Source organism: Mycobacterium sp. NGS69 (assembly GCF_059812165.1).
In genome coordinates, this window is record NZ_JCALCD010000001.1 from 211,999 (window position 1) to 224,958 (window position 12,960).

General features: G+C 67.9%; 11 protein-coding genes and 4 tRNA genes. 5 read left to right on the plus strand and 10 right to left on the minus strand.

Annotated elements, in window-relative coordinates:
* Nucleotides 1–71: 71 nt before the first annotated feature.
* Nucleotides 72–965, plus strand: a complete 894-nt coding sequence (locus AC5Y2S_RS01115) for a LysR family transcriptional regulator (RefSeq protein ID WP_499953270.1) — start codon at nucleotides 72–74, stop codon at nucleotides 963–965.
* Between the two features lie 2 nt (nucleotides 966–967).
* Here the strand turns inward: AC5Y2S_RS01115 and AC5Y2S_RS01120 are convergent, their stop codons facing one another.
* The 4 genes from AC5Y2S_RS01120 to AC5Y2S_RS01135 are packed head-to-tail and all read right to left on the minus strand — an operon-like array spanning nucleotide 968 to nucleotide 4,960.
* Complete coding sequence (locus AC5Y2S_RS01120; RefSeq protein ID WP_499953272.1) at nucleotides 968–2,005, minus strand: CaiB/BaiF CoA transferase family protein; 1,038 nt, start codon at nucleotides 2,003–2,005, stop codon at nucleotides 968–970.
* Entirely contained in the window at nucleotides 2,002–2,958 is a 957-nt protein-coding gene (locus AC5Y2S_RS01125; RefSeq protein ID WP_499953273.1) for an LLM class F420-dependent oxidoreductase, read from the minus strand. Before AC5Y2S_RS01125 ends, AC5Y2S_RS01120 begins: the two co-directional genes overlap by 4 nt.
* Nucleotides 2,943–3,383, minus strand: a complete 441-nt coding sequence (locus AC5Y2S_RS01130) for a cobalamin-dependent protein (protein WP_499953275.1) — start codon at nucleotides 3,381–3,383, stop codon at nucleotides 2,943–2,945. The genes AC5Y2S_RS01125 and AC5Y2S_RS01130 overlap by 16 nt, the downstream gene beginning before the upstream one ends.
* On the minus strand, nucleotides 3,383–4,960 hold the full coding sequence (locus tag AC5Y2S_RS01135; protein WP_499953276.1) for a methylmalonyl-CoA mutase family protein: 1,578 nt from the start codon (nucleotides 4,958–4,960) through the stop codon (nucleotides 3,383–3,385). Before AC5Y2S_RS01135 ends, AC5Y2S_RS01130 begins: the two co-directional genes overlap by 1 nt.
* Nucleotides 4,961–5,110: 150 nt before the next feature.
* On the opposite strand from AC5Y2S_RS01135, the gene AC5Y2S_RS01140 reads away from it, so the two are divergent.
* Nucleotides 5,111–6,649 (plus strand): amidase, encoded by a 1,539-nt coding sequence (locus AC5Y2S_RS01140; RefSeq protein WP_499953277.1) that lies wholly within the window; start codon nucleotides 5,111–5,113, stop codon nucleotides 6,647–6,649.
* Nucleotides 6,650–6,652: 3 nt separating this feature from the next.
* On the opposite strand, the gene AC5Y2S_RS01145 is transcribed toward AC5Y2S_RS01140, so the two are convergent.
* The 3 genes from AC5Y2S_RS01145 to AC5Y2S_RS01155 all read right to left on the minus strand — a co-directional run bounded on the left by AC5Y2S_RS01145 (nucleotide 6,653) and on the right by AC5Y2S_RS01155 (nucleotide 8,855).
* Nucleotides 6,653–7,465: a methyltransferase domain-containing protein gene (locus AC5Y2S_RS01145; RefSeq protein WP_499953279.1), complete on the minus strand. Its 813-nt coding sequence runs from the start codon at nucleotides 7,463–7,465 to the stop codon at nucleotides 6,653–6,655.
* Between the two features lie 61 nt (nucleotides 7,466–7,526).
* Entirely contained in the window at nucleotides 7,527–8,213 is a 687-nt protein-coding gene (locus AC5Y2S_RS01150; RefSeq protein ID WP_499953280.1) for a M15 family metallopeptidase, read from the minus strand.
* Nucleotides 8,214–8,249: 36 nt separating this feature from the next.
* Nucleotides 8,250–8,855, minus strand: coding sequence for a TetR/AcrR family transcriptional regulator (locus AC5Y2S_RS01155; RefSeq protein ID WP_499953281.1), 606 nt, complete (start codon nucleotides 8,853–8,855; stop codon nucleotides 8,250–8,252).
* Nucleotides 8,856–8,917: 62 nt separating this feature from the next.
* On the opposite strand from AC5Y2S_RS01155, the gene AC5Y2S_RS01160 reads away from it, so the two are divergent.
* A complete protein-coding gene (locus tag AC5Y2S_RS01160) occupies nucleotides 8,918–10,630 on the plus strand; it encodes a CocE/NonD family hydrolase (protein WP_499953283.1) in 1,713 nt (570 codons plus the stop codon).
* Between the two features lie 111 nt (nucleotides 10,631–10,741).
* A complete protein-coding gene (locus AC5Y2S_RS01165; RefSeq protein ID WP_499953284.1) occupies nucleotides 10,742–12,427 on the plus strand; it encodes a PE family protein in 1,686 nt (561 codons plus the stop codon).
* Nucleotides 12,428–12,438: 11 nt separating this feature from the next.
* On the opposite strand, the gene AC5Y2S_RS01170 is transcribed toward AC5Y2S_RS01165, so the two are convergent.
* The 3 genes from AC5Y2S_RS01170 to AC5Y2S_RS01180 all read right to left on the minus strand — a co-directional run bounded on the left by AC5Y2S_RS01170 (nucleotide 12,439) and on the right by AC5Y2S_RS01180 (nucleotide 12,720).
* Nucleotides 12,439–12,515 (minus strand) — tRNA-Phe (locus AC5Y2S_RS01170).
* A 26-nt stretch (nucleotides 12,516–12,541) separates the two neighbouring features.
* Nucleotides 12,542–12,618 (minus strand) — tRNA-Asp (locus AC5Y2S_RS01175).
* Nucleotides 12,619–12,647: 29 nt separating this feature from the next.
* Nucleotides 12,648–12,720 (minus strand) — tRNA-Glu (locus AC5Y2S_RS01180).
* Nucleotides 12,721–12,855: 135 nt separating this feature from the next.
* On the opposite strand from AC5Y2S_RS01180, the gene AC5Y2S_RS01185 reads away from it, so the two are divergent.
* Nucleotides 12,856–12,928: transfer RNA gene (locus tag AC5Y2S_RS01185), tRNA-Lys, on the plus strand.
* Nucleotides 12,929–12,960: the final 32 nt, after the last annotated feature.

Consider the following 12,960-nt stretch of genomic DNA (forward strand, 5'->3'; position numbering starts at 1 on the left):
TTCGAGCATCACCGCATTTCACGGTGGATATCGTTAACCGCTGACGCCAACGCCTTGACTACACTGGGCGCATGAAGGACTCGGCATCGCCAACGGTGGACCTGGACCTGCGACTGGTCGGATATTTCGTTGCGGTGGCCGAGCACCGACACTTCGGTCGGGCGGCCGCAGCGCTGCGGGTGGCGCAGCCGTCGCTGAGCCGCCAGATTCGCCGGCTGGAGCAGCAAGTGGGCGCGCGGTTATTGGACCGCACGCCGCAAGGCACGCGGCTCACGGACGCGGGCGAGGTCTTCCTGCCTCGCGCCAAGGCGCTGTTGCGGGCGGCGGCCCAGGCCGCGGCGCAGGCGCGGGCCGCCGCGCAACCCAGCCGCATCGTCGTCGGCTACACGGCGGGCCTGATCGTCACGCCGGCGGTGCGCGAGATGCGCCGCGAGCACCCCGACGCCGATGTCCACGTCACGCATTTGGATTGGGACGAGGCCCGCGACGCGCTACTCGAGCATCGTGTGGACGCGGTCGTGACCCGACTGCCGTTCCCCACCGACCAGTTGCGTGTGACCATCCTTTACGACGAGCCCCGGGTGCTCGCGATACCGGTCGACCACCGCCTGGCGGGCCGGGAATCGGTCACCCTCGACGACATCGCGGACGAGCCGATGCCGCGGGTCCGGCACTCCGACCCGGCCTGGAGTGCCTTCTGGCGCATCGATCCTCGCCCCGATGGGCGCCGCGCGCCCGACGGTCCGTTCATCGACGCGATCGAGGACAAGTTCGAACTCATCGCCTCCGGGCAGGCGGTGGCCGTGACCGCCGGTGTTCATGGCCACAGCGTGCGGCCGGATATCACCACGGTCCCGCTCGACGGCGTCGAGCCGAGCCACGTCGTCTTGGCGACCCGCGCCGGTGACCGCAGCCGCCTGGTGGCGGCCTTCCGCAAGCTCGCCGAAGCGCACCTCAACGGCTGAGACTAGCCCTCGCCGAGCTCGGGCGGCGGCCGGTACTCGGGCTCATAGCCCGAAACATGGATCGGGCTGCCGACCAGCCGGAAATCGCCTGCCGTGACAACCACTTCCGGCGTCGCTTTGAGTGCCTCGGGCAGCGTCCTAACGGCGGCGGCCGGGACGCCAAGGGGACGCAGCCGCCGCTCCCAGCCGGCGGCGGTGTCGGTGCCAAGCATCGACGTGACGACGCCGAGCACCTCGTCACGCCGGGCCACCCGCTCGGCCATGGTCTCGAAACCACCGATGCCCGCTTCCGTGGCAAAGGATTTCCAGAAGCCGTCGTGCGTGATGAACAGCGCGAGATATCCGTCCGCGGTCGGAAACAGCTGCGCCGGGACATAGTACGAATGCGCCCCGTGGGGCCGGCGCTGCGGCTCGACGCCGTTGTTGAGGTAGGCGGAGGCGTGGTAGTTGAGCTGCGACAGCATCACGTCGCGCAGCGACACGTCCACCTGCCCGCCCGTGCCGGAGACGACCTTGGCCAAAAGCCCCAGCGCCGCACACATTCCGGTGGAGTTGTCGGCCGAGGAATAGCCGGGCAGTGTCGGCGGGCCGTCCGGGTCGCCGGTCAGCGCGGCGATGCCGACGCCCGCCTGTACTACGTAATCGAAGGCCGGGTCGTCGCCGCCGTCGAGGCCGAATCCGGTGATCGCCACGCAGACGATCCGTTCATTGTGCCGGCGCAGCGCGTCGTAGGTGAGCCCGAGGCGCCGGATGGCCGACGGCTTGAGGTTCACCAGCAGCGCGTGGGACTCGGCGGCCAGCTCACCCAGCTTTCGCTGTCCCGCTTCGGAATTCAGGTCCAGTGTGACGCTGGACTTGTTGCGGTTGATGCTGGCGAAGTAGCTGGCCCCGACACCGCGGGAGATCTCCCCGCCTCGCGGCTCGATCTTGATGACTTCGGCGCCGAGGTCGGCCAGCAGCATGGTCGCGTACGGACCGGCCAGCATGGTGCCGACCTCGAGGATGCGTATCCCCGCCAAGGGACCGGCGCTGTCCGTCAACGCAACTCCGCCGCGAGCGAGGCCAGCATCTCCCGTGTGCGCCGCTTGGAGGCGACGAGCTCGTCCCGGTTGTCGCCGATCGGCAGCAGCCGCACCGACAGGTCCGTCACCCCGGCGTCGGCGAAGCGGCGCATCCGGGCCAGGATCGCCTCCGAATCGCCCGCCGCGCACAGGTCGCCGACATCGCGGGCGTCGCCGCGGTCGAGCAGGCGCTGGTAATTGGGCGACACCTCGGCCTCGCCGAGGATGCGGTTGGCCCGCTCCTTGGCCTCGTCGACTTGTCCAGGCGGACAAAGGCATACCGGGATGCCCGCGACGACACGCGGCGCCGGCCGACCGGCATCCGCGGCGGCCTTGGTGATCTTCGGCGCGATGTGCTCGCCGATGGCGCGCTCGTCGGCCATCCACAGCACGGTGCCGTCGGCGAGTTCGCCGGCAATCTGCAGCATCACCGGCCCCAGCGCGGCGACCAGCACCGGCATCGGGGTGTCGGCACCGATGGCCGTCGGGTTGTGCACCGTGAACGAATCGTTCTCGACGTCGACCGGTCCGGGGCCGGCGACGGCGGCGTTGAGCACCTGCAGGTAGTCGCGGGTGTACGCGGCCGGCTTCTCGTACGGCAACCCGAGCATGTCCCGGATGATCCAGTGATGCGACGGCCCCACACCCAACGCCAACCGTCCCCCGGCCACCGCATGCGTCGAGAGTGCCTGGCGGGCAAGGGCAATCGGATGCTGGGCCTGGAGCGGCACCACCGCGGTGCCGAGCTCGATTCGCGAGCTGTGCGCGGCCATCAGTGACACCATGGTCAGGCAGTCGAAGTCGTTGGGCACCTGCGGCATCCACGCGGTGTCCAGCCCCGCGCCTTCGGCCCACTCGATATCGGAGACGAGCCTTTCCACCTTGCGGGCCATATCGCCACGCTCGGCGCCGATCATCACTCCGACGCGCACTGTTCCTCCACAACGGGTTCTTTCTGTTCAGGTTCCGCAGTTCCGGTCAGCGCGCGGATCTCGCGCACCAGCACGTCGAGCGCCGTCCCGGTCGGGAATACCGCTGCGGCTCCGGCAGATAGCAGTTTGGGCACGTCGGCGTGCGGGATGGTCCCGCCGACGACCACGGCGATGTCGGCGGCGTCCGCGGCGCGCAGCGCCTCGACAGTGCGCGCGGTGAGCGCCAGATGCGCACCGGACAGGATGCTCAGCCCGATGACGGCGACGTCTTCCTGGACGGCGATCGACGCGATGTCCTCGATGCGCTGCCGGATGCCGGTGTAGATGACCTCGAAGCCGGCGTCGCGCAGCGTGCGGGCAACGATCTTCGCGCCGCGGTCGTGCCCGTCGAGGCCGGGCTTGGCAACCAGAATCCGCGCGGCCATCAGAACACCACCGGTTGCTGGAATTCGCCCCACACTCCCTTGAGCGCGGAGACCATCTCCCCGACGGTGCAGTAGGCATTGGCGCAGTCGATCAGCTTGTGCATCAGGTTGTCGGTCCCCGCGGCGGCACGCGACAGCGCCGTCAGGCTGGATTCGACTGCGGCCGAATCCCTTTCGGCCTTCACCTTGGACAGCCGCTTGAGCTGCAGATCACGCCCTTCGGCGTCGAGCTCGTAGGTGACGACGTCGTGTTCCGGCTCCTCGGTCACGAACCGGTTGACCCCGACGACCGGGCGCGCGCCGGATTCGATGTCCTGGTGGACCTTGAACGCCTCGTCGGCGATCAGGCCCTGCAGGTAACCGTCCTCGATCGCCTGGACCATTCCGCCGTGCCGCTCGAGGTCGGACATGATCTCGACGATGCGCGCCTCGGTGGCGTCGGTGAGCGCCTCGACGAAGTAGGAACCGCCCAGCGGATCCGCGACGCTGGCGACTCCCGTTTCGTGGGCGAGGATCTGCTGGGTGCGCAACGCCAGCGTGGTGGTTTCCTCGGTGGGCAGGGCGAAGGGCTCATCCCAGGCCGCGGTGAACATCGACTGGACACCGCCCAGCACCGCGGCCATCGCCTCGTAGGCCACCCGGACGATGTTGTTGTGGGCCTGCGGCGCATACAGCGACGCGCCACCGCAGACGCAGCCGAAGCGGAACATCGCCGCCTTGTCCGTCGTCGCCCCGTAGCGCTCCCGCACGATCGTCGCCCAACGACGCCGTCCCGCACGGTATTTGGCGATCTCCTCGAAGAAGTCGCCGTGGGTGTAGAAGAAGAACGAGATCTGCGGCGCGAACTGGTCGATCGTCATGCGGCCGCGCTGCACCACCGTGTCGCAGTAGGTCACCCCGTCGGCCAGGGTGAACGCCATCTCCTGCACGGCGTTGGCCCCGGCGTCGCGAAAGTGCGCGCCGGCCACCGAGATCGCGTTGAACCTCGGAACCTCGGCCGCACAGAACTCGATGGTGTCGGCGATCAACCGCAGCGACGGCTCCGGCGGCCAGATCCAGGTTCCGCGCGAGGCGTACTCCTTGAGGATGTCGTTCTGGATGGTCCCGGTGAGCTTCGCCCGCGGTATCCCTTTCTTCTCGGCGGCGGCGACGTAGAACGCCAACAGGATCGCCGCCGTTCCGTTGATCGTCATGCTCGTGCTGAGCTTGTCCAGCGGGATGCCGTCGAACAGGATCTCGAAGTCGGCCAGGGTGTCCACGGCGACGCCGACCCGGCCGACCTCCTCGCCGAACTCGGGGTCGTCGGAGTCGTAGCCGCACTGGGTGGGCAGGTCGAGCGCCACGGACAGCCCGGTCCCGCCCTGCTCGAGCAGGTAGCGGTAACGGCGATTGGATTCCTCGGCGGTGCCGAATCCCGAGTATTGCCGGAAGGTCCAGAGCTTGCCGCGATAGCCGGACGCGAAGTTGCCCCGGGTGAAGGGGAACTCCCCCGGCTGCGGAGGATCCGCGGTCACGTCCGCCGGCCCGTAGACGGGCTGCAGCGGGATGCCAGACGGAGTGTGGGCCGTATTATCCATCGATGAATAACGTACTTGCAAAAAAAGAGAATGCCAATACCACACAGCTGACCTGGGCAAATAACTTCGATTCGCGCGGGTTGCGGCCGTGGTTGACGGCCGCGCCCTAAGCTCCTGGTCGCGAGGGCCGAGACGACGACGGAGGTCGACATGACCGTTTCCAGACCATCGGCAGCGGACATCGAAGCCGCGGCCAATCACTTCGGCTTCCATCTCGACGCCGACGCCCAACGTAGCTACCTGGAGGTTGTGCGCCACACGTTGACGTCTTATGACGTGATCGACGAGCTGTACGACGAGCTCGCACGCCCGAAAGCTCCGGACCGGGCCTATCGGTTCCCGGGGCCCGGCGACAACCCCCTCGGCGCCTGGTATGTCACGACCGACATTGCAACCGGCGCCGAAGGGCCGCTGAACGGACGGGCCGTGGCGATCAAAGACAACATCGCGGTGGCCGGCATTCCGATGATGAATGGATCACGCGCGGTGGAGGGCTTTGTCCCCAGCCGCGATGCGACCGTCGTCGAGCGGCTGCTTGCCGCCGGAGCGACGATCGTCGGCAAGAGTGTCTGTGAGGACCTATGCGCGTCCGGGTCCAGCTTTACCTCGGCCTCCGGCCCGGTACGAAACCCATGGGACACCACGCGCGAAACCGGAGGGTCATCCAGCGGCAGCGGCGCATTGGTCGCCGCCGGTGAGGTCGAGCTGGCGCTCGGCGGCGACCAAGGCGGATCCATCCGGATCCCGGCGTCGCTGTGCGGCATCGTCGGGCACAAGCCGACGCACGGGCTGATCCCCTACACGGGAGCTTTCCCGATCGAGCGGACGATGGATCACCTCGGCCCCATGACACGGACCGTCGCCGACGCCGCGCTGCTGCTCACCGTGCTCGCCGGACCCGACGGCCAAGACCCGCGCCAGCCGTCCGAGATTGCCGCGGTCGACTATCGGGCAGCTCTCACCGGCGACGTCGCCGGTCTGCGAGTGGGCGTTGTCGCCGAGGGCTTCGGACAACCCGGCTCGCTGCCCGAAGCGGACGACCTGATCCGGTCGGCGGCGGAGCGGTTCACCGAGATCGGTTGCACCGTAGCCCAAATCAGTGTGCCGTGGCACCGCCACGCCCTACATCTGTTCGCCGTCCTCTTTACCGACGGCGCTAGCTACCAGATGTTGGACGGCAATGGCTATGGGCTCGGCGCCGACGGCATGTACGACCCAGAACTCATCGCGCACTTCGCAAGACAGCGAGTCGTCAAGGCCGACGAGCTCTCCAGCATCATCAAGGCGACGGCACTATGCGGCCACTTTGGCTTGAAAGCGCTTGGTGGCGCCAGCTACGCCAAAGCACGCAACCTAGTGCCGCAGCTGCGCGCCGCCTACGACGCGGCGCTCACGCAATACGACGTGCTGGTCATGCCGACCGTGCCCGCCACCGCCAACACCCTCCCGGACGGCAGCCCGCAAGAACTCGCGCTTCTCGAACGCATGGTCGGTAAGGCAACAAACACCGCACCCATCGACATCACCGGCCATCCGGCGATCTCGGTACCCGCCGGCCTGCTCGATGGCCTGCCCGTTGGGATGATGATCGTGGGCAAGCCATTTGACGACGCCGCGGTCCTGAAGGTCGCCGATGCCTTCGAATCTCTTTGCGGGGGTTTCCCCGCGGCCCCGAACCCGACAGTGTAAAGGTTATGCGCGGCAGAGGATCTCGCCGTGCGGCATCGACAGCCAGCCATCCGGGGCCGCGGCCCAGGCCAGCCACGCCGCGGAGATCTCCTCGAGCTGCGCCGCGGTGGCCAGCCCCGACGCCAGCAAGTCCCGACCCACGTCCGAGTGCAGGATTCGGTCGGCCCACATGCCGCCCCACCAGTCGCGCGTGTCCGGGGTCGCGTAGCACCAGACGCTGCCGGTCGGGGTGATGTCGCGGAAGCCGGCCTGAAGCGCCCAGGACAGCAGGCGCCGGCCGGCGTCGGGTTCGCTGCCGTTGGCGCGGTGCGCCTTTCGATAGAGATCGAGCCACAGATCCAGCTCGGGAAGTTGCGGGAACCAGATGAAGCCGGCGTAGTCGGCGTCCCGCGCGGCGACGATGCCGCCTGGCCGGCACACTCGCCGCATCTCCCGCAGCGCCTGCACCGGATCGGCGACGTGCTGCAGCACTTGATGAGCGTGCACGACGTCGAACGCGTCGTCGGGAAAGTCGAGGTTGTGCACGTCGGCCGTGGCGAACGTGACGTTCGACAGGCCGCGCCCCTCGATTTCGGCGCGGGCCACGTCCAGGACGTCGACGACCTGGTCGACCGCCACCACCGCCGCGGGGTCGACCCGCTCGGCGAGGTCGGCGGTGATGGTCCCGGGGCCGCATCCGATGTCCAGCACGGTCATTCCCGGTTTGAGGTGGGGCAGCAGGTACGCGGCCGAGTCTTCCGCGGTGCGTCGCCGATGGCTGCGCAGCACCGACTCGTGATGCCCGTGCGTGTAGCGGGCCCGGCGCTCGTCATCCATGGCATGAAGCCTAACCGGCTAACTCACAATACGAAATATCTGTCCCAATATGCGAGACAGCTCAGTCGACGGGAACGTTGAGGATCGGGCGGTCGACCGCCGCACCCGGACCGTCGAAGTGCCACCACTCCCCGGAGTAGGGGGCCAGCCCGCCGTACTGCATGGCGTCCCGCAAGCGGGCCCGATTCGCCTGTTCGTCGGCGCTGACACCCTGGGTCGCGTAAGCCGTTGCGCGCGAGGAGAAGTCGTCGAAGTCGGTGCCCATGTCGGCCAGGCACAGCCCGTCGACCTGCCGCTCGGCCGGGCACTGCTGCTGCACGCTGGTGAACGTCACGTCAACCGAAAGCCCGGACTCGTGGCTGTGCGCATACGCGCCCGGGCGCGCCACCCACGCCGGGTTGGGCACGGCGTTGAACAACTTGACCTGCACGTCGTGCGGCCGGTAGCAGTCCCAGAACACCAGCACATGGCCCTGCGGGCGCAGCGCCGTCGCGGCCGTCGCCAGCCTGGGGGCCATGGACTGGTGCACCAGGCACCGGGCGTCGGAGGGATACAACTGCGTGTGGGTGAAGTTGTTGGTGGTCGCGTAGCGCAGGTCGATGATGGCGTCGGGCACCACGCTGCGGACGTCGACGAAACCGGCCGCGCGCGCCGCGTCGCTGACCGGCGGCACGTCAGGATTGGCCTGCGCGGGCGCGGCACCGGTGACCAAAGCAAGGGCTACCCCGAGCACAACCGTCAGACGCATTTGCTCATTCTCGCGGTTCACCGGCTCGGATCACGCTCAATTCGCGGCGATGTCGCCGTCGACGTATCGCTGCAGGTTGGGCGCCACCGCGGCGACAACCTCGTCCTCGGGCATCGACGCGATCGGCTCGATCTTCCAGACGTAACGCAACAACGCGAAGCCGATCAGCTGGCTGGCGATCAGGCCGCTGCGGCGTAGCCGCTCGTCCTCGTCGTCTCCGAGGGTGGATCCGCCGATCAGCCCGCGCTCCACGATCAGCCGTAGTTTCTCGCGCGTCTTGGTTTCGTGGGCGGCGGTCAGCACCACCGCGCGCAGGGCGGCCCCGACGTCCTCGTCGGCCCAGATCTCCACCACATTGCGGATCAGTCGCTCGCCCAGGTCGGACTTGGGCGTGGCCCACGTCGCGGTGACCGAATCCAGCCACTTCTGCGGCGGCGCGGTGGCGGCGTCGAGCAGCCCCTCCTTCGAGCCGAAGTAGTGGTAGATCAGCGCCGGGTCGACGTCCGCGGCGCGGGCGACCGCACGGATCGCCGTGCCGGCCCAGCCGTGTTCGGCGAATTCCGCGCGGGCCGCGGCGACGATGCGTGCCGCCAGCACGCCGCGCTCGTCGCGCGGACCCGGGGTGATCGATCGTTTCGCCACGGTCACACCATACCGTGAAATTTCATCTTGCGTTGAGACTAGTTTCAACGTAGCGTGAAACTATGAGCACGATGCTGAACGGCCCGCAGACCACCGGCCGGCAATACCGCAACCTCAGCGAGCCGCAACACGCGAAGCGCAGCGACATCAACACCGCGATCGCCATGCGTGACGGCACAAGGCTTTTGGCCGACGTACATCGGCCCGATTCCGACGGCCGCTTCCCGGCGCTGCTCGCCGCGTCGCCCTATCCGCGGCAGATGCAGGACCTGGGCGCCCCGGCCGGCTTCATCGAGGCAGGCGTGACGGACTTCTGGGTGCCGCGCGGCTATGCGCACGTCATCGCCAACCTGCGGGGCACCTGCGGTTCGGGCGGCACCTTCAGCTTCTTCGACGCGCAGGAACGCCGGGACGTGTACGACCTCGTCGAGTGGGTCGCGGCCCAACCCTGGTGCGACGGGAACGTCGGCATGATCGGCATCAGTTACTTCGCGATGACCCAACTCGAGGCCGCCGTCGAGCGGCCGCCCCACCTCAAGGCGATCTTCCCGCTGGCCGTGACCGCGGACCTTTACGACGGCGCGAACCACCACGGCCTGCTGAGTTCGTCGTTCGTCACACCCTTCCTCGCCATGATGGGGCTGACCTCCGAGCGCAGCGACAAGCTCTGGCGCAGCTGGCCGGTCGGCCTGGCCCGCCGCGTGCTGAAAAGCCCACGCGTGCACAAGAAGTTCGAGACCGCCAACGGCGAGGCGGCGGTGACCATGCTGCGCCAGCTTCTTCGGCTGCCGCACAATCCGCACCCGTGGGACGAGTTGTGGCAAGAGGCCGTCGTCAAGCACCCGACCCGCGACGAGTGGTGGGAGCAGCGAAACCTGTTGCCGCTGTTGAAGGAAATCGACATCCCGGTCTACCTCGGGTGCGACTGGGAGAACGTGCCGCTGCACCTTCCCTCGACCTTCACCACGTGGAATGGCTTGTCGGACAACGCTTGCGTCCGGATGGGCATGCTGGGCAAGTACGGGCTGACATGGCCGTGGGAGAGCATGCACACCGAGGCGCTGGCCTGGTACGACCATTGGCTGAAGGGCCGCGACACCGGTATCACCGAAGGGCCACCGATCCGGTACTTCCTACCCGGCGCCGACGAGTGGCGCACCGCCGACTCGTGGCCGCCGTCGCAAGCCACGCATCGGGAACTCGCCCTTCGCGCCGACGGCACCCTGGGCGAGGACGACGGCGAGCCGGGCGGGCGCGAATTCATGGTCCTGGGCGGCGGGCTGGGCCGGGCCAAGCCCAGCGAAATCGATCCGCCGTCGGCGCTGACCTGGACGAGCGAACCGCTCGGCGAGGACGTCGACGTGGTCGGCGACATCGAGTTGCGGCTGGTCGCCTCGGCGACGGCGATCGATACCGCGTGGATGGCGACGCTGCAGGACGTGGCGCCCGGCGGCGAGGCCACCGCTGTGACGGCGGGCTGGCTGCGGGCCAGCATGCGCGAGGTCGACGACGCGGCCAGCCGCCCCGGCGCGCCAGTGTTGCCGTGCCGCACCGCGCAGGGGGTTCCGCTGAGCGAGGACGTCGAGTATCGAATCCCGTTGGTCCCCAACGCCCGACGGTTTCGGGCCCGCCACCGGATACGCCTGATCCTCACCAGCGACGACCAGGACCCGTCGGCGCCGGTGATCATGAACTTCCGCCATGCCAGCGTCGGGACCAGCAGCCTGAACACGGTTCGTTCGTCGTCGCGGTTGCTGATCCCGGTGCTCGGCTAGCGACCAGCGGACGAAAGGCTCTGTGGCCGAGGGTATGCCCGACGAATTGGTCTGCTGATCGCCCGCCCGGCCCGCCGGACCGCTTTATGCTGGCGTGCGAGGGAGGGACCGATGGCGTACGTGCTGACGCAGCCGCAGGTCTTGGCGACGGCGGCGGCCGACGTGGCGGTGATTCGGACAACGCTCGATGGCGCCTCGGCGGCCGTCGCGGGCAGGACGACCGGCGTGGCGGCGGCGGCCGCCGATGAGGTGTCCGAGGCGGTTGCGGGCCTGTTCAACACGTACGGCCAGGAGTGGCAGGCGCTGATCGGGCGGGCGGCGGCGTTCCACAGTGAGTTCGCCCGGGCGCTGTCTGCGGCGGGCAGCGCGTACGCCAGCGCCGAGACCGCCGGCGCGGCCGCGCTCGCCGCACCCGGCGCCTCCGCGCCCACCGCGTTGGCGGACCCGCCGGTCACTTTCGTGCTGGGCGGCAGCGGAATGCCATTCCCGCCGCCGGATTTCGTGGCCAACGTGGTGAGCAAGTACGTCGCGCCCAATTTTCCCGTGGGCCTGGTGCAGGCACTGTTCATGCCGGCAGGCGAATATCCGGATAGCGGCATCAAGGACTTGATGCAGAACATTTCGATAGCCCGGGGCGTCACGGCCCTGAACAACGCGATCCAACAGCAACTCGCCGCCGGAAACACCGTGAACGTTCTGGGCTATTCGCAGGGCGCCAACATCGCCGCGCTGGAAATGCAATCGTTGGACCCCGCCGGCACGCCGAGCAATCTACCGATAAACTTTGTGCTGCTTGGCAATTCGATGAATCCCAACGGTGGCTGGGACGCGCGCTTCCCGGGTTTGAGCTTACCGACGTTGGGCTTTTCTACCCTTGGCTCAATGCCGACGAATGACTTCGTGACCAAGGTCTACACGCTCGAATACGACGGCTGGGCCGACTTCCCCCAATACCCGATCGACATCTTCGCCGACCTGAATGCCGTGGCGGGAATGGTGGCCGTGCATGGGGGCTATGAGAACCTCACTCCCACGCAGATCAATTCGGCGGTCGTATTGCCGACCCAGGGTCCGACGACCACCACCTTCTACATGATTCCGACCCAGAACCTGCCGCTGCTGGATCCGGTGCGTTACATCCCGTATGTCGGCAACCCGATCGCGGATTTGGTCCAGCCGGTGTTGAGGCCGCTGGTCAACTGGGGCTACGGCGATCCAAATTTCGGCTGGTCCACCGGGCCGGCCGACGTGCCGACCCCGTTCGGATTCTTACCGCCGCTCAGCGACACGGCGGCGCTGGGGCCGGCCCTCGTCAGTGGGCTTCATCAGGGCATCGGCGCCGCGATCGGCGACCTTTCTGCCGAAGGTCCCCCGCAGCTGCCGTCGCTGCAAGACCTATCGCAGGCGCTCACGTCATTCTCATCGGCGCCCGGCACACCGGCCCTGCCCACCGGGCCGCCCTCGATAACCGACCTCATCTCCGGCCTCGAAGCGGCGAACACCCAGATCGTCGGCGGCGCGACGACGGCGTTCTCGACGGCCTACTCGACGCTGCTTCCGACGGCGGATATCGGGACCGCCGTCGTCGTCTCGTTGCCGTCCTATGACTTGAACCTGTTCCTGAACGGGGTAACCGAGATGGTAAACGGTCAGCCCCTCACCGGGCTCGTCAACGCGATCGGCTACCCGATCGCCGCCGATGTCGGATTGTTGCCGATGCTAGGCGGTTTGGAAGTTGCGGTCCTCGGGGAGGCCGCGTATTCGATCGTCACCGGGGCGCCGTACGGAAGCTTCTGATCGAAGCCGCTTGGTGGCCAGGGGCGGGATCGAACCGCCGACCTTCCGCTTTTCAGGCGGACGCTCGTACCGACTGAGCTACCTGGCCGGAAGGCATTGAGTGCCTCGCCGTGTTGGCGACCCTGACGGGACTCGAACCCGCGACCTCCGCCGTGACAGGGCGGCGCGCTAACCAACTGCGCCACAGGGCCTCGCTGTTGCTCCGCGTCTCCGCGTCGCGTACCCCCAACGGGATTCGAACCCGTGCTACCGCCGTGAAAGGGCGGCGTCCTAGGCCACTAGACGATGGGGGCCAGAACCGAATCACTTCGGGGGCACTCGCAACGCAGTTACCGTTGGGAGCCACGTCAGCTTAGGTCACCGCAGGCCCAATCCTCAAACGAGCGGCGTCCGAGCCCCGTCGGCAACCCAGTATCCTGAACGTTCGCGCCCCTATAGCTCAGTTGGTAGAGCTACGGACTTTTAATCCGCAGGTCCTAGGTTCGAGTCCTAGTGGGGGCACTGACCAGCGCTTATTGCCCGACAGATGCCCG

Excerpts from the sequence above, each read along its gene's own strand:
- AC5Y2S_RS01130 (WP_499953275.1), bottom strand. The coding sequence starts at position 3,383 with ATGGCCGCGCGGATTCTGGTTGCCAAGCCCGGCCTCGACGGGCACGAC.
- AC5Y2S_RS01165 (WP_499953284.1), top strand. The coding sequence starts at position 10,742 with ATGGCGTACGTGCTGACGCAGCCGCAGGTCTTGGCGACGGCGGCGGCC.
- AC5Y2S_RS01150 (WP_499953280.1), bottom strand. The coding sequence starts at position 8,213 with ATGCGTCTGACGGTTGTGCTCGGGGTAGCCCTTGCTTTGGTCACCGGT.
- AC5Y2S_RS01145 (WP_499953279.1), bottom strand. The coding sequence starts at position 7,465 with ATGGATGACGAGCGCCGGGCCCGCTACACGCACGGGCATCACGAGTCG.
- AC5Y2S_RS01140 (WP_499953277.1), top strand. The coding sequence starts at position 5,111 with ATGACCGTTTCCAGACCATCGGCAGCGGACATCGAAGCCGCGGCCAAT.
- AC5Y2S_RS01160 (WP_499953283.1), top strand. The coding sequence starts at position 8,918 with ATGAGCACGATGCTGAACGGCCCGCAGACCACCGGCCGGCAATACCGC.
- AC5Y2S_RS01135 (WP_499953276.1), bottom strand. The coding sequence starts at position 4,960 with ATGGATAATACGGCCCACACTCCGTCTGGCATCCCGCTGCAGCCCGTC.
- AC5Y2S_RS01115 (WP_499953270.1), top strand. The coding sequence starts at position 72 with ATGAAGGACTCGGCATCGCCAACGGTGGACCTGGACCTGCGACTGGTC.